The 17,666-nt window shown below is 56.7% G+C and carries 14 protein-coding genes; 10 read left to right on the top strand and 4 right to left on the bottom strand.

Features of this window, described 5'->3' with window-relative positions:
* Nucleotides 1-45: 45 nt before the first annotated feature.
* From rfbD to rfbB, 4 genes are all read right to left on the bottom strand, one after another.
* Nucleotides 46-981 carry a dTDP-4-dehydrorhamnose reductase gene (rfbD, locus tag ABQJ56_RS12495; protein WP_367845334.1) on the bottom strand — a complete coding sequence of 312 codons (936 nt, stop codon included), beginning with the start codon at nucleotides 979-981 and terminating at the stop codon, nucleotides 46-48.
* 130 nt (nucleotides 982-1,111) lie between these two features.
* Complete coding sequence (gene rfbC, locus ABQJ56_RS12490) at nucleotides 1,112-1,669, bottom strand: dTDP-4-dehydrorhamnose 3,5-epimerase (protein WP_367845333.1); 558 nt, start codon at nucleotides 1,667-1,669, stop codon at nucleotides 1,112-1,114.
* Nucleotides 1,666-2,550 carry a glucose-1-phosphate thymidylyltransferase RfbA gene (gene rfbA, locus ABQJ56_RS12485; protein ID WP_367845332.1) on the bottom strand — a complete coding sequence of 295 codons (885 nt, stop codon included), beginning with the start codon at nucleotides 2,548-2,550 and terminating at the stop codon, nucleotides 1,666-1,668. The genes rfbC and rfbA overlap by 4 nt, the downstream gene beginning before the upstream one ends.
* Complete coding sequence (gene rfbB, locus ABQJ56_RS12480; RefSeq protein WP_367845331.1) at nucleotides 2,547-3,596, bottom strand: dTDP-glucose 4,6-dehydratase; 1,050 nt, start codon at nucleotides 3,594-3,596, stop codon at nucleotides 2,547-2,549. Before rfbB ends, rfbA begins: the two co-directional genes overlap by 4 nt.
* A 195-nt stretch (nucleotides 3,597-3,791) precedes the next feature.
* Here rfbB and ABQJ56_RS12475 point away from each other — a divergent pair, with 195 nt between their 5' ends.
* The 10 genes from ABQJ56_RS12475 (at nucleotide 3,792) to ABQJ56_RS12430 (ending at nucleotide 17,323) form a co-directional block, all read left to right on the top strand.
* Entirely contained in the window at nucleotides 3,792-4,958 is a 1,167-nt protein-coding gene (locus ABQJ56_RS12475) for a trans-sulfuration enzyme family protein (RefSeq protein WP_367845330.1), read from the top strand.
* On the top strand, nucleotides 4,955-5,812 hold the full coding sequence (locus ABQJ56_RS12470) for an ABC transporter permease (RefSeq protein ID WP_367845329.1): 858 nt from the start codon (nucleotides 4,955-4,957) through the stop codon (nucleotides 5,810-5,812). The genes ABQJ56_RS12475 and ABQJ56_RS12470 overlap by 4 nt, the downstream gene beginning before the upstream one ends.
* Nucleotides 5,802-7,172, top strand: coding sequence for an ABC transporter ATP-binding protein (locus ABQJ56_RS12465; protein ID WP_367845328.1), 1,371 nt, complete (start codon nucleotides 5,802-5,804; stop codon nucleotides 7,170-7,172). The genes ABQJ56_RS12470 and ABQJ56_RS12465 overlap by 11 nt, the downstream gene beginning before the upstream one ends.
* Nucleotides 7,172-8,464 (top strand): sulfotransferase family protein, encoded by a 1,293-nt coding sequence (locus tag ABQJ56_RS12460; protein WP_367845327.1) that lies wholly within the window; start codon nucleotides 7,172-7,174, stop codon nucleotides 8,462-8,464. The genes ABQJ56_RS12465 and ABQJ56_RS12460 overlap by 1 nt, the downstream gene beginning before the upstream one ends.
* Nucleotides 8,465-8,509: 45 nt before the next feature.
* The gene (locus ABQJ56_RS12455; protein WP_367845326.1) at nucleotides 8,510-10,384 is read left to right on the top strand and encodes a glycosyltransferase family 2 protein; all 1,875 of its coding nucleotides are present in this window, start codon (nucleotides 8,510-8,512) and stop codon (nucleotides 10,382-10,384) included.
* Complete coding sequence (locus tag ABQJ56_RS12450) at nucleotides 10,381-11,655, top strand: rhamnosyltransferase WsaF family glycosyltransferase (protein WP_437343425.1); 1,275 nt, start codon at nucleotides 10,381-10,383, stop codon at nucleotides 11,653-11,655. Before ABQJ56_RS12455 ends, ABQJ56_RS12450 begins: the two co-directional genes overlap by 4 nt.
* Before the next feature lie 218 nt (nucleotides 11,656-11,873).
* On the top strand, nucleotides 11,874-14,108 hold the full coding sequence (locus ABQJ56_RS12445; protein WP_367845325.1) for a hypothetical protein: 2,235 nt from the start codon (nucleotides 11,874-11,876) through the stop codon (nucleotides 14,106-14,108).
* A gap of 409 nt (nucleotides 14,109-14,517) precedes the next feature.
* A complete protein-coding gene (locus tag ABQJ56_RS12440; RefSeq protein ID WP_367845324.1) occupies nucleotides 14,518-15,537 on the top strand; it encodes a glycosyltransferase family 2 protein in 1,020 nt (339 codons plus the stop codon).
* Nucleotides 15,538-15,565: 28 nt separating this feature from the next.
* On the top strand, nucleotides 15,566-16,909 hold the full coding sequence (locus tag ABQJ56_RS12435) for a hypothetical protein (RefSeq protein ID WP_367845323.1): 1,344 nt from the start codon (nucleotides 15,566-15,568) through the stop codon (nucleotides 16,907-16,909).
* A 57-nt stretch (nucleotides 16,910-16,966) separates the two neighbouring features.
* Nucleotides 16,967-17,323, top strand: coding sequence for an EamA family transporter (locus ABQJ56_RS12430; RefSeq protein ID WP_367845322.1), 357 nt, complete (start codon nucleotides 16,967-16,969; stop codon nucleotides 17,321-17,323).
* Nucleotides 17,324-17,666 lie beyond the last annotated feature (343 nt).

Raw genomic sequence — 17,666 nt, 5'->3', positions numbered from 1 at the left:
GATTGTGCATCGCCGATCGCGGCTGAAGCCGCTCCTGCGGTTATGTCAGGTGTGCTGGTGCAACAGCATATCCAGCACGTCGCGCAAACCGCTTTGCCAACCGGGCAAAGCATAGCCGAAGCATTGCTGGAAACCGGAGTTGTCCAGCACCGACCAGGCTGGGCGTTTGGCCGGCGTGGGATAGTCGGCAGTGGCGATCGCCGCCACCCTCGGAGCACGCGCGATCAGCCCACGCCCGACGGCGCCAGCGAAGATCGCCGAGGCGAAACCGTGCCAACTGGTGTGGCCGTCGGCGACGAGGTGGTGCGTGCCGGCGAGCAAGTGGCGCCGCGTGATGCCGGCAGCCTGCCAGGCATCCAGCGCGGCCAGCGTGCCGGCGACGATCAGTGCGGTGCTGGTGGGTGCGCCGACCTGGTCGGCCACCACGCGCAGCTCCTCGCGCTCGGCACCCACGCGCAGCATGGTGCGCAGGAAGTTCTGGCCGTGCGGCGCATACACCCACGCGGTGCGGAAGATGAAATGCGCCGCGCCGCTGTCGCGCAGGGCCTGTTCGCCGGCCAGCTTGCTGCGACCGTAGGCACCCAGCGGTGCGGTGGGCGCGTCGACCGGGTAGGGCGCGCTGGCGGCGCCGTCGAACACGTAGTCGGTGGAGTAGTGGATCACCCATGCGTCGTGCGCGGCAGCCCACTGGCCCAACATGCCCACAGCTTCGCCGTTGACGCGGGTGGCCAGCGCTTCTTCCTGCTCGGCGCGATCCACCGCGGTGTAGGCGGCGGCATTGACGATCACGTCGGGGCGCAGGCGATCGAGCAAGGCGGGCAGCGTGTCGGGCGCAGCCAGGTCGACGGTTTCGATGGCGGCTCCGTCGTAGCGTTGGCCGTCGCGGCTGGCAGCGAACAGCTCGCCGCGCGCGGCGAGGCCGCCGTTCTCGACGAAGCTGCGGCCGAGCTGACCGTTGGCGCCGAGCAAAAGTATTTTCATGTTTGCCTCAAACCATCATCGGCATTCCCGCGAAAGCGGGAATCCAGTGTCTTGGCGTTGGCACGCGTTGAAGGCCCTGGATCCCCGCTTTCGCGGGGATGACGACAAAAAGCGGCTTGGCAACGCCCGCTCATGCGGTGTACGCCGGCAAGCGTTCGGCAGGCACGTCGGCCAGCAGCGGCGCCTTGCCGTCCTTGTCGGACAGCAGTGGTTCGCCGATCGGCCAGTCGATGCCCAGTGCGGCATCGTTCCAGCGGATGCCGGCATCGGCCCTGGGGTCGTACAGCGCGGTGCACTGGTAGGCGAAGGTGGCGAACTCGGAAACCACGCAAAACCCGTGCGCGAAACCTTCCGGTATCCAGAAGTGGCGGTGGTTCTCCGCGGTGAGCATCACGCCCACCGATTGGCCGAACGTGGGCGAGCCGCGGCGGATGTCCACGGCCACGTCGTACACCTCGCCCTCCAGCACGCTGACCAGCTTGCCCTGCGGATTGGGCCACTGGTAGTGCAGGCCGCGCAGCACGCCGCGCGCGGAGCGCGACACGTTGGACTGCACGAAGCGGCGGTCGATGCCGGCCTCGCGGTATTTCGCCTCGTTGTAGCTCTCGTAGAAGAAACCGCGGGCGTCGCCGAACACTTGCGGTTCGATCACCACGGCGCCGGGCAGGCGTGTCGCTATCACCTTCATCGGGCCACGCCCTCCTTCGCGACCTGTTGCAGGTACTGGCCATAACCGGTCTTGGCCAGCGGTGCGGCCAGCGCCAGCAGCTGTTCGGCGCTGATCCAGCCATTGAGGTAGGCGATCTCCTCGGGGCAGCACACCTTGAGGCCCTGGCGGTTCTCGATCGTCTGGATGTAATTGCCGGCTTCCATCAGCGACTCGTGCGTGCCGGTGTCCAGCCAGGCGAAGCCGCGGCCGAGCTGCTCCAGGTGCAGCGAACCGTCGTCGAGGTAGCAGCGGTTGAGGTCGGTGATCTCCAGCTCGCCGCGCGGCGAAGGCTTCAACGCGGCGGCGTAGTCGCAGACACGGGCATCGTAGAAATACAGGCCGGTGACGGCGTAGTGCGACTTGGGCTTGGCGGGCTTTTCCTCCAGGCCGACCACCTTGCCGCCGGCATCGAACTCGGCCACGCCGTAACGCTCCGGATCCCTCACCCAGTAGCCGAACACGGTGGCACCGTGCTCGCGCGCGGCGGCGCGTGCTAGCCGCTTGGTGAAGCCGTGGCCGTAGAAGATGTTGTCGCCCAGCACCAGGCAGCTGGGCTGGCCATGGATGAAGTCGCGACCGATGGTGAAGGCCTGCGCCAGTCCGTCCGGCGAGGGCTGCACGGCATAGCGGATGTCGATGCCCCACTGCGAACCGTCGCCCAGCAGGCGCTGGAACATCGCCTGCTCGTGCGGGGTGTTGATCACCAGTACTTCGCGGATGCCGGCCAGCATCAGCGTGGCCAGCGGGTAATAGATCATCGGCTTGTCGTACACCGGCAGCAGCTGCTTGCTCACCGCGCGGGTGATCGGGTGCAGCCGCGTGCCGGAGCCGCCGGCGAGGATGATGCCCTTGGTGGTCATTGGCCGAGCCTCTCCATGCGATAGCTGCCGTCCAGCACGCGTTGCACCCATGGCTGGTTGGCGAGGTACCAGTCCACCGTGGCGGCGATGCCGCTCTCGAAGGTCTGCGAGGGCTTCCAGCCCAGCTCGCGCTGCAGCTTGGACGAGTCGATCGCGTAGCGGCGATCGTGGCCGGGGCGATCCTTCACGTAGGTGATCAGCGACTCGCGCTTGCGGCCGTCGGCCAGCGGGCGACGTTCGTCCAGCAGGGCGCAGATCGTCTTCACCACGGTGATGTTGGTGCGCTCGGCGTTGCCGCCCACGTTGTAGGTCTCGCCTACGCGACCGGCCTCCAGCACGCGGCGGATCGCGCTGCAATGGTCGCCCACGAACAGCCAGTCGCGGATGTTGAGGCCGTCGCCGTACACGGGCAATGGTTCGCCGGCCAGCGCCTTGGCGGTGACCAGCGGAATCAACTTCTCGGGGAACTGGAACGGTCCGTAGTTGTTCGAGCAGTTGGTGGTAAGCGTGGGCAGGCCGTAGGTGTGGTGGAAGGCGCGCACCAGGTGGTCGGAGGCAGCCTTCGAGGCGGAGTAGGGCGAGTTCGGCGCGTACGGCGTGGTTTCGGTGAAACTGCCGGTCTCGCCCAGCGATCCGTAGACCTCGTCGGTGGACACATGCAGGAAGCGGAAGCCCTCGCGTGCGGCGCCTTCCAGGCCGCGCCAGTAGTCGCGGGCGCACTCGAGCAGGCCCAGCGTGCCCACCACATTGGTCTGCACGAACTCGGCGGGGCCGTCGATGGAGCGGTCCACGTGTGATTCGGCGGCGAAGTTCACGATCGCGTCAGGCTTGTGCTCGGCCAGCAGCTTCGCCACCAGCGCGCGGTCGCCGATGTCGCCCTGCACGAACACGTGGCGGGCGTCGCCCTCAAGCGAGGCCAGCGTGTCCCGGTTGCCCGCGTAGGTCAGCTTGTCCAGGTTGACCACACGCAGGCCATCGGCCACGGCCTGCAGTACGAAATTCGCGCCGATGAAGCCGGCGCCGCCGGTGACGAGGAGGGTTTCCATAAGGGCAGCTGATCCGTTGGGCGACAAAAGCCAATTCTCGCATGGCCTACTCGCCTATCAAATACGCGAACGTGCAGCCCGGGAGCCCCGGTGCCAGTCATCGTTAAGGCAAATGTGTGTCACGAAGGTACAATGCCCGATCCATTCATGCGGTGGCCGGTTTCCGGCAGTTGCCGCCCAGCACGGTTGCCTGTCATGCCCAAGAAGACGCCAGCCGCCAGCCACGGACTCGGAACGCGCGCGATCCATGCTGGCCAGCACCCCGATCCCTCGACCGGCGCGATCATGACGCCGATCTACGCCACCTCCACCTACGTGCAGGAGAGCCCCGGCAAGCACAAGGGCTACGAGTATTCGCGCACGCAAAATCCTACGCGCATGGCCTACGAGCGCTGCGTGGCGGATCTGGAAGGTGGCGTGGCGGGATTCGCATTCGCCTCCGGCCTGGCGGCCGCCGCCACCGTGCTGGACCTGCTGGACTCCGGCAGCCATGTGATCGCGATGGACGATCTCTACGGCGGCAGCTACCGCCTGTTCGAGCGCGTCCGCCGGCGCTCGGCAGGGCTGGATTTCAGCTTCATCGACCTGAACGACATGGCGGCGCTGAAGGCGGCGCTGAAGCCGAACACGCGGATGATCTGGGCCGAGACGCCCACCAATCCCATGCTGAAGCTGGTCGATCTGGCCAAGGTCGCCGCGTTCGCCAAGAAGCACGGCTTGATCCTGGTTGTGGACAACACCTTCTGCTCGCCGATGGTGCAGCGCCCACTGGAGTTCGGCGCCGACCTGGTGCTGCACTCGGCCACCAAGTACCTCAACGGTCATTCCGACATGGTGGGCGGCATCGTCGTCGCCAACAGCAAGGAACTGGCGCAACAGATGGGCTTTCTGCAGAACTCGGTGGGAGCGGTGGCTGGTCCGTTCGATGCCTTCCTCGCCATGCGTGGCTTGAAGACCCTGCACCTGCGCATGCGGCAGCACTGCGCCAGCGCACTGGAGTTGGCGGGTTGGCTGCAGAAGCACCCGGCAGTTGAGCGAGTAATTTATCCGGGCCTTAAGAGTCACCCGCAACATGCATTGGCGAAGCGCCAGATGCACGGCTTCGGTGGCATCGTCACGATCGAGGTGAAGGGTGGCCTGAAGAAGGCGCGTCGCATGCTGGAACGCTGCGAACTGTTCGCACTAGCCGAGTCGCTCGGCGGCGTGGAAAGCCTGATCGAACATCCGGCGATCATGACTCATGCTTCGGTGCCGGCGGCCAACCGCAAGCGGCTGGGTATCAGTGATGCGTTGATCCGGCTGTCGGTTGGCGTGGAGGACATTGCCGATTTGCGTGCGGAACTGGAGGGCGCATTACGATGAATTCAGTGCGGCCATTGGGGCGTAGTGACGCCACGGCGTTGCAGGACCTTCGCCGTTGGGAGAGTCCATTTGCAGCACTGATGCGGAATAAGTCGTTGGTGTGGGAATTGACTAAGCGCGAAGTGTTGGGGCGCTACCGTGGAGCTAGCTTCGGCATGGCGTGGTCCGTTATCAGTCCGTTTCTGATGTTGAGTGTCTACGCTTTTGCATTTGGCACAGTATTGAAGAGCCGCTGGCCGCATCAGACTGGTGGCGAGCATTCATATGCGGTGATCCTGTTTGTCGGATTGATCGTGCATGGCTTTTTTGCTGAATGCGTGTCGCGCGCATCAACTCTGATAGTGGGAAATTCGAATTTCGTCAAGCGAGTGGTGTTTCCGCTCGATGTATTGCCGTGGCCGATGATATTTTCGGCATTGTTTCATGCGCTGCTCAATGCGGTCGTGTTGGTCGTGCTGATGCTGGTGCTGGAGCACAGGTTGCATCCGACTTTGCTGTTCTTGCCATTGATTCTGGCGCCACTGGTATTATTCACGCTGGGTGTGTCTTGGTTACTTGCGTCGCTTGGGGTCTATTTTCGCGATATCAGCCAAGTGATGCCGGTGATTGTAACGGCCATGCTGTTTTTGTCTTCGGCGATTGTGCCGGTCAGCATTCTGCCCCCTCCCATACAAACATTGTTCTATCTGAACCCCTTGACCTTTTTCATTGACCAGGCCCGGTTGGTGGTATTGGCAGGTGGGCTGCCTAACTGGACGGCACTTGCATTTGCCACCGTGGGGGGGGTGCTGGTGGCGTGGCTGGGACATGCATGGTTCATGGCAACACGGCGGGGATTTGCGGATGTCCTCTGAGCTGATTATCGAAGTGAAGGGGATGGGTAAGGCCTATCCCGTTTATGACAAGCCGCATCATCGATTGATGCAGATGTTGGTGCGTGGAAATCGACGCTGGTACCGCGAGTTTGAGGCGTTGCGCAATATCGATTTCCGTGTTCATCGTGGCGAAACCGTGGGCATCGTTGGTCGCAATGGCTCGGGCAAGTCGACCCTGCTGCAGATTCTCTGTGGAACTTTGGCGCCCTCGACGGGTGATGTCAGTGTGCGTGGGCGCATTGCGGCGTTGCTGGAGCTTGGCGCCGGCTTCAATCCCGAGTTCACCGGTCGCGAAAACGTCTATTTGAACGGATCGGTGCTGGGTCTGACAAGAAACGAAATCGACGACCGTTTTGACGAGATCGCGGCCTTTGCTGACATTGGTGAGTTCATCGAACAGCCGGTCAAGAACTATTCGAGCGGCATGTACATCCGCTTGGCGTTTGCGGTTGCTATCAATGTCATGCCGGATATTCTTGTAGTTGACGAGGCGTTATCGGTGGGCGATGAGGCTTTCCAACGCAAGTGCTATGCCCGGATCAATGCAATTCGTGATGCAGGAGCGACAGTTCTCTTCGTGTCGCATTCGGCCGGTACGGTTCTTGAATTGTGCGATCGTGCCATCTTGCTCGACCGTGGCGAATTGCTGATGCAAGGAACGCCGAAAGCGGTGGTTTCCAGCTATCACAAGTTGCTTTATACGTCCGCAGACAAGGCGGCTGAAGTTCGCGAAAATATTCGTCGGCAGACGGATTTTGTTGTCGGCGGACCGATTGATGCTAATGCTGTTGCACAGGGTAGAGAGAAGGTAGTGCTGCAAGCGGACGTTGATGATGGTTCACATCTTGACGAAGGCATGTTTTCCCAGAGCACCTTGCGGTACCAATCACGCGGTGCCCGTATTGAAGATGCTCGTATCGAGACGACACAAGGGCGACGCGTGAATGTACTCAGGCCAGGGGGCGAATATGTCTATGCGTATCGGGTGACATTTCAGAGTGCGGCTGCATCGGTGCGCTTCGGCATGATGATCAAGACGGTAACCGGCCTTGAGCTTGGCGGTGCGACGAGTGCGCCAGCTGGCATGAGTGAGCGTACGGTGACCCCTGGGCAAGTGTACGACGTGCATTTTCGCTTCCGCGCGATGCTATCAACCGGGACATATTTTCTGAATGCAGGAGTATCGGCGCTCGATGTCGATGGGGAGACGTATCTGGATCGCCTGATCGACGTTGCGATGTTTCGGGTCATGCCTGATATGCACCGCATTATGACCGGAGTGATTGATTTCGATGTTAAATCCGCTGTCGCGGCATGCACAGTCGATGAGATAACGTAATGACAGACAACCATACCCATCATGCAATATTGGTGCTGGGAATGCATCGAAGCGGTACTTCTGCAGTGACGCGAGTTATCAACTTGCTTGGTGCTGACCTTGGTAGTGATCTGTTACCTCCCTCTGGAGATAATGCCCTAGGATTCTGGGAAAACCGCGGCGTGGTCGAAATCCATGAGGAGCTGCTCGACGTCTTGGGTAGCAGTTGGCACGATGTCCAGCCGCTGCCGGCTGGCTGGCTGTCCACGCCGGCCGCGATAGTCGCGCGGGGCAAGTTGTTCGATACGTTGCGCCGCGAATTTTCAAATGCCTCACTGTGGGCAGTGAAGGATCCTCGACTTTGTCGCCTATTGCCACTATGGCAGCTCGTTCTGAATGACTTGAATGTCAAGGCGCATGCAGTCTTTGTCGTGCGTCATCCAGACGAGGTAGGGCGATCGCTGTTGGCACGCGATGGAATACCCATCGCGCACACACGATTGTTGTGGCTGCAGCATCTGGTCGAGGCCGAGGAGGCTACGCGTGACATGTCACGGGTGGTGATTTCTTATGACGACCTGCTGCGCGACTGGCGCGAATGCATGCAACGCATGCGGAACGAGTTGCCGCTGCAATGGCCAGTATCCATTTCAGAGGCGCATTTATCGGTCGAACAGTTTCTGAATCCGAGAGAACGGCACCATAAGCTGAGTGCTACAGGTGATGCCGCGCTCCCCGCGCTAGCTCAACAGGCCTATCAAGGTTTCATCGCAAAGGCGAACGGGGGGGGGGGCTGGGACAGGATCAGGATGGTCAGCGAACTCTATTCGACCAATGCGGGGATATTCGTTGATGAGATCGAAGTTCTGGAACACCGCATCCGTACAACGGAAGAGCAATGGAGCTTGGCGGCCACGCGGGTTGTTGAGTGCGAAGCGGCGCTGTCGAAGGCAAGAGACGAGTGGGGGCATTCGGTAGAACTGCTGCGCGAATCCGAGGCGAAGCAGCAGCATGCGGCGGAACAATGGCATGCCACCGTCCAGCAGGTCCAAACGACGGAAGTAAGCCTGGCCCATGCGCGCGAGCAGTGGGAGCAAACAGTCGAGCGGCTGCGTGAGTCCGAGGCAAGGCAGCACCATGCGACTAAGCAATGGGAAGCCGCGGCCGAAACAGTTCGGACAACCAATGATCAGTTGGAACAGGCGCGGGAACAGCTGAACCAGCTGGAACGCCGGCAGCGCTGGATTCTTCGCGGTGGAGTTGTTGTCGCACTGATGGCTGCAATCGCTGGGTTCTGCTTTCGCATGATTTGATGCCGCGAATCGGCTGCAAGGGGATAGTAAATGAGGAAGCCAGGGTTGTTCGTACGCATTCGTGCACTCCAGCACGCGGTTATTCGCAGCATTCGGCGCGCCAGAGCTTCAGGCCTTGGCCCGGTGCAGATCGTGCTCAAGACAGCACGTGCCATTCGACGCGGGCCGCGTGGCTTTGCCCGCCATGTGATTGCCTATGATCAAGTGGCGCAAGTTGGTGGGTATGATCGCCGAGTTCCCCCGCTAGCAGCTGATGAATCACACATTGAAGGAATCTCTGCCTACGAATTTTGGCTTCAGCATCACGAGCCAAAGGTCGACACACTGCTTCATGGGCCGTTGATCAGCGTTGTGATGCCTACATGCAATACACCCGAGTCATTTCTGCGTGAAGTGATCGCCAGCGTGCTCGCGCAGACCTACCAAAACTGGGAGCTGTGCATAGGTGATGACGCTTCCGACCTGCCTCATGTAAATAGGTATCTCGCTGATATAAGCCTGCGCGAGCCGCGCATTCGCATTACCAACTGCAAGCGTCGCAGCGGAATCGCAAGTGCCACCAATGCGGCATTGGCGTTGGCCACGGGCGAATATGTTGCTCTGCTTGACCATGACGATCTTCTTCATCCCGAGGCACTTGCAGCGGTGGCTGCCAAGTTGGCGCGGACGAATGCTGACATTGTCTACACCGATCATGACTGCTTGGGAGAGGATGGTCACCGCCGGCTGCCCTATTTCAAGCCTGATTGGAGTCTGGACCTGTTCCTTTCGCAGATGTACCTCGGGCACCTCGTGGTATTTCGCCGCGACATGGTCAGTCGGCTTGGCGGCTTGCGCCCGGAGATGGATGGCGCGCAAGACTACGATCTCGTTTTGCGCTGCCTGAGCGATGGCGCGAAGATCGCTCACGTGCCTTGCGTCCTCTACCACTGGCGTCAGCACAGTGGTTCTACTTCTGCCAATGCAGATTCAAAGCCTTATGCTCACGTTGCCGGGCGCAGGGCCATCCAGGATTATCTGGATCGGACTCGCCCGGGCGCGCAAGTCTTGGATGGCGCGTACACCTTTTGTTATGACGTGCATTACAACAATACGGCGTCCAAGCCCATGGTGAGCATTTTGATTCCCACCCGCGACCGGGTGGAGTTGCTCGATACCTGCGTGTGCAGCTTGCGTGAGAAAACTAGCTACGCCAACTACGAGATCTTGGTAATCGACAACGGTTCCATCGAACCGGAAACGATTAGGTGGTTTACGCAGATGTCGATACAGGCCGGAGTGCGAGTGTTGCCGGCAGACATGCCGTTCAATTGGTCAGCGTTGAACAATCTCGCAGCTCGTGAGGCGCAAGGTAAGGTACTTGTTTTCTTGAATAATGACACCGAGATCATCGACGGTGAATGGCTCGATCGTTTGGTGGATGTGGCATTGCGCCCGGATGTCGGCGCCTGTGGCCCGTTGCTGCTGTATGACGACATGACGATCCAGCACGCAGGCGTCGTGGTGGGCATGGGCGGCTGGGCTGATCATGTCTTCAAGGGCCTGCAACCCGCTCATGTGCAGGACTGCTTCAGCTCGCCGGTGATGCGGCGCAATGTGCTGGCGGTAACCGGGGCCTGCATGGCCATGGAGAAGGCCAAGTTCGACGTAATCGGCGGGTTCGATGAGTCGTTCATCATCTGTGGCAGCGATGTGGAGATTTGCCTACGTGCGTTCCATCGCGGCTTGCTGAATGTCTACGTGCCAGAAGCGAAGCTGATACATCACGAGTCGAAAACGCGTGATCCGGGCAATATTCCGCAGACGGATTTTGTCCGTTCCGCGCAGACTTACAGTCCCTACAGAACGGCCGGTGATCCATACTTCAATCCGAACCTCGATCCGATGAGCTCGGTGCCGCGACTGCGGGACATGCCATGAGGGAGGTGGTTCGGATCGCTGCGTACCGCTTGGCCAAGTGGCTAGGCCTGACTTCCGGCGCCTTGGTCAACGTAAATGGCATGCCGACTTCGATAGCCACCACCGTTGCCGAGACAAATCCTTCCAATGCGCGGCCCTCGGACTGGCGTGGTCGTCGCCTCAATTTGCTGCTGCCATCGATCAATGCACAGCATTACTTTGGAGGTATCCACACGGCGGTACAGCTGTATCGCGCATTGGCAGAGCATTTCCCCGCGACCCGCATCATCCTGATGGATAGCGCGCCGGATGATGCCGCGCTGCAACGGTTCAGCGATCACATCAAGGTGTGTTGTGAATCCGACTCTGACGCGACTCGCCAGATTGTTTCTTTCAATGATCGCTATGGCCGAACCATTCCCGTGGGGGCAGACGATTGCTGGCTGACCACGGCATGGTGGACCACCTACTCGGCGCAGCGCCTGGCGGCTTGGCAGCAACAGCAATTCGGTGCTGCCGGCCAACTGATCAATCTCATCCAGGATTTCGAACCCGGCTTCTATCCGTGGTCCAGTCAATCTGCACTGGCATTGGGAACCTACCGGCCGGATCAGGATATAGCTGTATTCAATACGCGTCTGCTGGCGGACTACTTTGCATTGCAGGGTCTTATTTATCAGCATCGGTTCGTATTCGAGCCAACACTCAATGACGAACTCCGGCATGCGCTTGAGCAGGTGCGCGCGCAACCGCAGCCTCGCCAGAGGCGCATGGTGGTTTACGCGCGCCCTTCGACACCAAGGAATGCATTCGAGTTGTTGTGCGAGGCGCTGCGCATCTGGGGCTGGTCCGATCCGACTTCCGCACGGTGGGAAGTGGTGGCTGCTGGAGAACTGACCACCGACCTCGATCTAGGGCCGCTCAAGATACGTGCTCTGGGCAAGTTGGATTTGCCAGCTTACGCCCAACTGTTAGCTACTTCGGCCATTGGCGTGTCGCTGATGGTATCGCCTCATCCGAGCTACCCGCCACTGGAAATGGCGGCGTTCGGCATGGGTGTGATCACCAACCAGTTCGCAAACAAGGATCTCGGTAAATTTTCGCCAAACATCCGCTCGGTTGAACAATTCACGCCGGAAGCTATTGCTGCGGCGATTACGCACGAGGCGGGTAGGTGGGAGAAGCGGGAAATGCTATTTGATAGTTTGCTGGACATGGATCACCCGTTTCTTGGGGAGGGAGGGTTTGGTGAGATAGTGCGGAAGATGGCAATGTCTAATCTGAAATGGTAATTGAGGGGGTGTTAGTCAATTTAGATGACGAATACTTTAAGAAATAAAAGCGTGATGAAGTCTATTGGCAGGTTTCATTCAATGGGCTGATTAACTACTGCATCGACATGGTTCGATTTTGCGAAATAAGTCAATTGTGTGGATCGGGAGTGGGTTAGTCAGAAGATTTCTGATTGACACGTGTGGGATAACCATCTGCAAGGATCGGGAAGCATTCGATGAATAATTTTGCGAAAATGTATTCGGTGCCATTGATTATCATAGGGGCACTGGCATTTTTCCCGCATTCCTCGGATCAGTGGCATTACAGTTTTTTACTGGCTGTATCATTTCTCGTCATGGCTTTCTTTGGTCATGTGGGAATGTTGACCCTGTCTCTCGACGGTAGATTGACGGAGCAGACATTTTTCTTGAAATGCTGCATTGGCCAGATAGTCCTGTTGCTGCTCTGGTTGGCGGTATCGCCACTTGTATTTATCTATAAAGTCAAGCTCGGCTTGCCGCTGAATCTACCTGTGCTGATATCGTTCATTGCAGCAGTATTTTTGTTCTACAAGAAATCTGGATCGTCTTTCGTCATTTCGTTAAGGCATCGAGATTGGATTACGACGATATTCCTGTTTTTTGCTATGGCTTGCATATTCAAGATAGCCTCGTATTACTCATATCAAATCGGGGCGATAGGACTAGATACTCATGAACATATCTACTGGACGAATGATTTATATGACGCGTCGTATCTAAGAATTACTGCGAGAGGAACGAATTGGCTCGATCAGTACCCGAAAGGACTCCATGCACTTGCAGCACTCTGGGGTGCACCAGGGTTGGGAAATTATCTTGGGCCAGCATTAAAGATCATGCCCGCTTTGCAGATGCTATTGATAACATTTGCATTCGGCGAAACACTTTATCTTTGGTTGCGTGAACGTAAGACGAACGAGTCGATGTACTGGATTTGGTTGTCGCTTGTGTTGCTCATTTCGTGTTACGAAACGTTTCACGGTAGTCGGCTCATATATCCTAATGATGATTTGAATAGCACTGGGCGCATAAGCTCGGCTGCGATCATGCTGCTTCCTGGAGTCGTTGGGTTGGTGGCGGCACAAGTACCATCGCGTCGAATGGTTGCCTTTAATTGGATGATGCTGCCGCTATGCGGTGCGTTGGCGGTGAAAATAAATCCATCACTTTCTATATCGTTTATAGGGTTTTCATTCTTTGTATGGTTGTCTTTGGCATTTTACGGCTTGAGCGGGAGCGGCTTTTCCGCGTTAAAGGGCTTGCTGCTTGGTGGTGCGATTGGCTTGACGCTGATAATCACTGATCCTTACTACCTGAACATGATGTCCTTGAAGGTTCGATCTTTGCATGAATTTTTATCGTATGCAGGAGTAGACACGCTCGAAAGTGCCGAGGGCCAAATTAAAATCAATGCCAATCTCCTTTCTAGACTGAAACACTTTTTTACGATCGATACTCGATTGCTTGTGGATCAGGGGGTTTTGAAAAGCATCTATCCAAATAGCGATCTTATTTCTAACCCCGGCGGGGCTGTTCTTATAAAGGACACATTTTTTGCAGTCTTTTTCACTTGGATCGTCATTTTCAATATTAAATCTAGATGGGATGTACGATCAATCTTGTGCCGCTCGCCTCTCATCACGTTTACGCTTGGCCTGTTTGCTGGCTGTTTAATTAACGTGCTGTTGGCTAAGGTGGCGGCTGATACGATAGGGGTAGCTACTCACGATACACTTTTGCTGGCAAGTTACGCTCAAAGCTATGTTCCATTACTGACGTTATTCCTTGCGCAAATTTTGTGTGTACTGGCGATTACCATGCTAACGGATGCCGCTAGCACATTAATTAATCGTGATTCATGGACAATTAGTCGCCCCCGGGTGGTTGCAGGATTTGCGTGTGTCATACTTATTGTCTTTGCTGCGGTGTTAGCCCGAGTGACACCTGGGTACTTGCCTACGGCATCAAAGATGGATGGGTGGAGATCTGTGAGCGGCAGGGAAATTCGAGAATTTAGGAGAGTTGAAAACATGGTGCCGATAAATGGCTTGATTCTCGCCGAAGCAGTGCCTGCGGAGCTTAATGACAACGAAAAGTGGATAATACCCGTCGGGCGTGGCGCGGCACTTTTGCCGTTCGCCCGAGGGCGTTATGTTTTTAATGTAAAACTTGGTACTGGTGAAGAATTTTCTTATAAAGATCTACATGATAAATTTTGCACTGGAAATGCACGGTCGGCCCGTCGTTTCTTGCGAGAAAATAATGTTAGATATCTTTTCTCTCCCGGAACTGGTGCGAGTACTCAAAGTAAGGAGGACTTTTTGAATAAATCGTATTGTAATGTGAGCTATCGTGATCTGGGGGTTGTTTACCCAGCTTTTTTAATTGGAAAATATGGCATTGCTTATTACAAAATCCAGCCTGACTGACCTCCTCCCAAGTCATACCAAACCTATTGGAGCTGAGTAAGATCCGTAAACTTGATGTAGGTGGGTATGCGCAGCAGTTGATTCACTATCGAGCAGATCATCGGCTTCCCCTGAAAGGTTGCAGCGGGCATGACAGTAACGGAGTTGTGCCGCTACACGACTTCGGTCTAGCTGCCTTCGCAGGAGCCGCTGGAACATTACATTGTCTTGCGTGGTGGTTGCTTCCGGCTCGTTCTACGTTTCTTTCCAGCCGTTTTTCATTGATTTCAAGCGCCCGTAGAGCGATTCTTGCTGATCACTGCGCTGTGGTTGATTCTCGTTGCCGTGGGGCGTAAGAGCCTTGGCGTCTGCTGGCGGGCAATTCGATCAAACGTTAAAATGGACCGCTGACTTGAAATGGGATGGTCTCATGCAATGCAATCGACATGAACTCAATGCTAAATTCCCGGCAGCAGGTCCCGGTGGGGTGATTGCGGTTGTAATACCCAGCTATAAAGTGACGCGGCATATTCTCGACGTTATCGAGCGGATTGGACCGGAAGTTGTGAAGATCTACGTTGTCGACGACAAATGCCCTGACCAGAGTGGCCGGCTCGTTACGCGGGAATGCAAGGATCAGCGCGTGGTGGTGGTCTACAACGAGAATAATCTCGGCGTGGGTGGTGCTGTGATGGCGGGATATCGCTGTGCACTGAAAGACGGCGCGGAGGTGATCGTCAAGATTGATGGTGACGGACAGATGGATCCGTCGATGCTTCTTCGTTTTACATCACCCATCCTCAAGGGGCTGGCGGACTACACCAAAGGCAATCGCTTCTATGACTTAACCCAGATCACACAGATGCCCAAGGTGCGCCTATTCGGAAATGCCGTGCTTTCCTTCATGGCCAAGTTCTCGACGGGCTATTGGGGACTGTTCGATCCTACTAATGGATACACCGCGATCTCGGCCCGCGTCGCCGCGCACCTGCCATTCGATAAAATCAGCACGCGCTATTTCTTCGAAACCGACATATTGTTCCGCTTGAATACGCTCAGAGCAGTAGTGGTGGACATCCCGATGCATGCTCACTATGCAGACGAAGAGAGCGGGCTAAAGATTTCGAAGATCCTCGCCGATTTCATCTTCAAGCATTTGAGAAATCTGTTCAAGCGCATTTTCTACAACTATTTCCTGCGCGATATGAGCATAGCATCGATAGAGCTTGTTGCCGGGCTGCTGCTGATTGCATTCGGTCTCATCTTCGGTGGCTATCATTGGGCGGACTCCGAGGTCAGATCGATCCCGACCCCTACAGGTATCATCATGCTGGCTACACTTCCGATCATCATTGGATTTCAGTTACTGCTGGCGTTCCTGGCTTTCGATATCGCCAACGCTCCGCGCAGGTCGATTGGCGCCGATCTTCCGGAACCCCTAGCCAAGTAGCGTAAGCATGCGACGAAGAGGTAACGCTATGAACATCAACTCACCCTCCAAGCGTCTGACACTTATCGAGCTCAACGAATTTTCTGTTGACTTGCTTTCCCGTGGCGCGAGGGAACTGGACTTGATTCATATTTCGCGCCTGCTATCGATGAGCTCCGCCGTCACGACAACGGACGACATGGTGGAGCATCGTGGACTCGATCCTTGGGTGCAGTGGGTTTCCATACATACCGGGGTGCCTTCCTCTGTGCACGGCATCATCCACTTGGGCGATACGCCCTCGGCGCTATCGGCGCGACAGCTTTGGGAGAAGCTGAGCGATGTCGGCATTAGTTCCGGTGTCTGGGGTGCAATGAATGCCACCCGCGAAGGTGCGGAGTACTGCCAGTTCTTCCTGCCAGATCCATGGACGTTCTCCGAGTCAGCATACCCCAGTGAACTCAATAACCTACTGGCGCTACCCCGCTACTACTCGAAGAACTACCTGGACGTCTCGAAGAGGGCTTTCCTCAAGCGTACGCTGCTGTTGGCCAAGTTCTTGCTCGGCTCCGGCGCGATGAGCGAACTGTTCAAGCAAATCTCGCTGGTCTTCAATGGCGTGCTGCGCAACGGCATCAATAACGCAATGCTGTTTTCGCTCTTCGATCTGTTCTCGACTGTGCTCTTCGTCAAGTACAAGAGGCGCTATCAACCCCAGTTCTCGATCATTTTCCTCAACAGTATTGCTCACCTGCAGCATCACCGCTGGGACAAGGACAAGCTGTCAAAGGATGCGGTCTTCGGCCTGCAGGTGATCAATCGGGTGCTTGGCATGCTGTTCGCATCGCTGTGCGACGACGAGGCGGTGGTGGTGATGAATGCACTGACCCAACGCAACATTGTGGGAGAGAAGCCACGCATTTGCTATCGGCAAATCAATCCGGAGCGATTCCTCAGCTCCATCCGGATCCGTTTCCGCAATGTTGAGCAGCTGATGACTAACGATGCTCAAGTGTTTTTCGAGTCGGAGAGCGATCGGGAGCATGCGGCGCAGGAGCTCGAAGCAGCCACCATTTGCGGCAAACCGCTGTTCCAGGTCGAACGCAACGAGCTGGATCCACTCAAGCTGTTCTACCAGGTCGACTTCTGGGATGAACTTGAGGGTGATGTACAGATCAATGTCAATGGCGCGGATGTCAATTATCTGGATCATTTCGAAGCAATTGTTGCCCGCACAGGTGCGCACGTCCGCGATGGCAATGTCTACTATGCAGGGATCGAGCTTCCTGAGCGTCTCTACAATCATGATCTCGCCGAGAAAGTGTCGAGCTACTTCGGTGTTGATAGTCAGTTTGTGCCGCTCAAGCGGCCAAGTCTGGCTGGCGCAACATAAAATGGCTTGCATGGGTTTTGACAATCAGTACTTGTTGTTTGCAAGAAAGGTATAGGTATGAATATTGTGCGATTAATCCAGGTGCTGCTGTCGGTGTTAGGAATATCTTCAGGCCAGTTGCTTCTCAAGATGGCGGCAATGAATCTGAAGAATCCCAATGCAGTCGGAATTTGGTTGGGGAGATATTGCATAAACCTGTATCTGATCGCCGGAATAGGCTTGCTCGGAATATCCACATTGTTATGGATATGGGTGCTCCGCACCTTGCCATTGAGCTTGGCGTATCCGTTCATGGCATTGGCTTTCATCATCGTTCCGATACTGGGCCATTTTCTGCTTAATGAACCACTCGGAGTGCGCAATTTTCTGGGCGGCGTGCTGATTGCACTAGGTGTCGTGGTGGTATCCATTTAAGGAAAAGGGATGGCCGCCTCTCTTCTCACCAGAGCGTGGTAGATCAAGGTCTCTATCAGGCAGTCGGAGGATCCATGATGAACGCTACCAAGCATGTGACAGGTGCGGACATCGCCAAGCGGGTATGCTCAGCAAGGCTTACAGGCTGTGCGTGGTGACCCCAGTCGTTCGGCCACGTCCGCCACCTTGAACCCCCGATCCGTCACTTGGCGGACTGCCTTCACCTTGAACTCTCCTCGAGACTGTCAACGCTCACCTGGGCAGGCAAGGCCTGCTTTTGCGCCAGAGCTCGATCGTGGACGGTAGGTAATTCTGATCGAGTTGCAGGCAGCGTTTGCTTTTC

Origin of the sequence: Rhodanobacter geophilus (genome assembly GCF_040812275.1) — a bacterium.
Lineage (GTDB): Bacteria > Pseudomonadota > Gammaproteobacteria > Xanthomonadales > Rhodanobacteraceae > Rhodanobacter_A > Rhodanobacter_A geophilus.
This window is presented reverse-complemented; position numbering and strand designations above follow the sequence as displayed.

Bases quoted from the DNA above. Each gene is read 5' to 3' on its own strand.
- ABQJ56_RS12440 (WP_367845324.1), top strand. From the start codon at position 14,518: ATGCAATGCAATCGACATGAACTCAATGCTAAATTCCCGGCAGCAGGT.
- ABQJ56_RS12470 (WP_367845329.1), top strand. From the start codon at position 4,955: ATGAATTCAGTGCGGCCATTGGGGCGTAGTGACGCCACGGCGTTGCAG.
- ABQJ56_RS12435 (WP_367845323.1), top strand. From the start codon at position 15,566: ATGAACATCAACTCACCCTCCAAGCGTCTGACACTTATCGAGCTCAAC.
- rfbC (WP_367845333.1), bottom strand. From the start codon at position 1,669: ATGAAGGTGATAGCGACACGCCTGCCCGGCGCCGTGGTGATCGAACCG.
- ABQJ56_RS12475 (WP_367845330.1), top strand. From the start codon at position 3,792: ATGCCCAAGAAGACGCCAGCCGCCAGCCACGGACTCGGAACGCGCGCG.
- rfbD (WP_367845334.1), bottom strand. From the start codon at position 981: ATGAAAATACTTTTGCTCGGCGCCAACGGTCAGCTCGGCCGCAGCTTC.
- ABQJ56_RS12445 (WP_367845325.1), top strand. From the start codon at position 11,874: ATGAATAATTTTGCGAAAATGTATTCGGTGCCATTGATTATCATAGGG.
- rfbB (WP_367845331.1), bottom strand. From the start codon at position 3,596: ATGGAAACCCTCCTCGTCACCGGCGGCGCCGGCTTCATCGGCGCGAAT.
- ABQJ56_RS12450 (WP_437343425.1), top strand. From the start codon at position 10,381: ATGAGGGAGGTGGTTCGGATCGCTGCGTACCGCTTGGCCAAGTGGCTA.
- ABQJ56_RS12430 (WP_367845322.1), top strand. From the start codon at position 16,967: ATGAATATTGTGCGATTAATCCAGGTGCTGCTGTCGGTGTTAGGAATA.
- rfbA (WP_367845332.1), bottom strand. From the start codon at position 2,550: ATGACCACCAAGGGCATCATCCTCGCCGGCGGCTCCGGCACGCGGCTG.
- ABQJ56_RS12465 (WP_367845328.1), top strand. From the start codon at position 5,802: ATGTCCTCTGAGCTGATTATCGAAGTGAAGGGGATGGGTAAGGCCTAT.
- ABQJ56_RS12460 (WP_367845327.1), top strand. From the start codon at position 7,172: ATGACAGACAACCATACCCATCATGCAATATTGGTGCTGGGAATGCAT.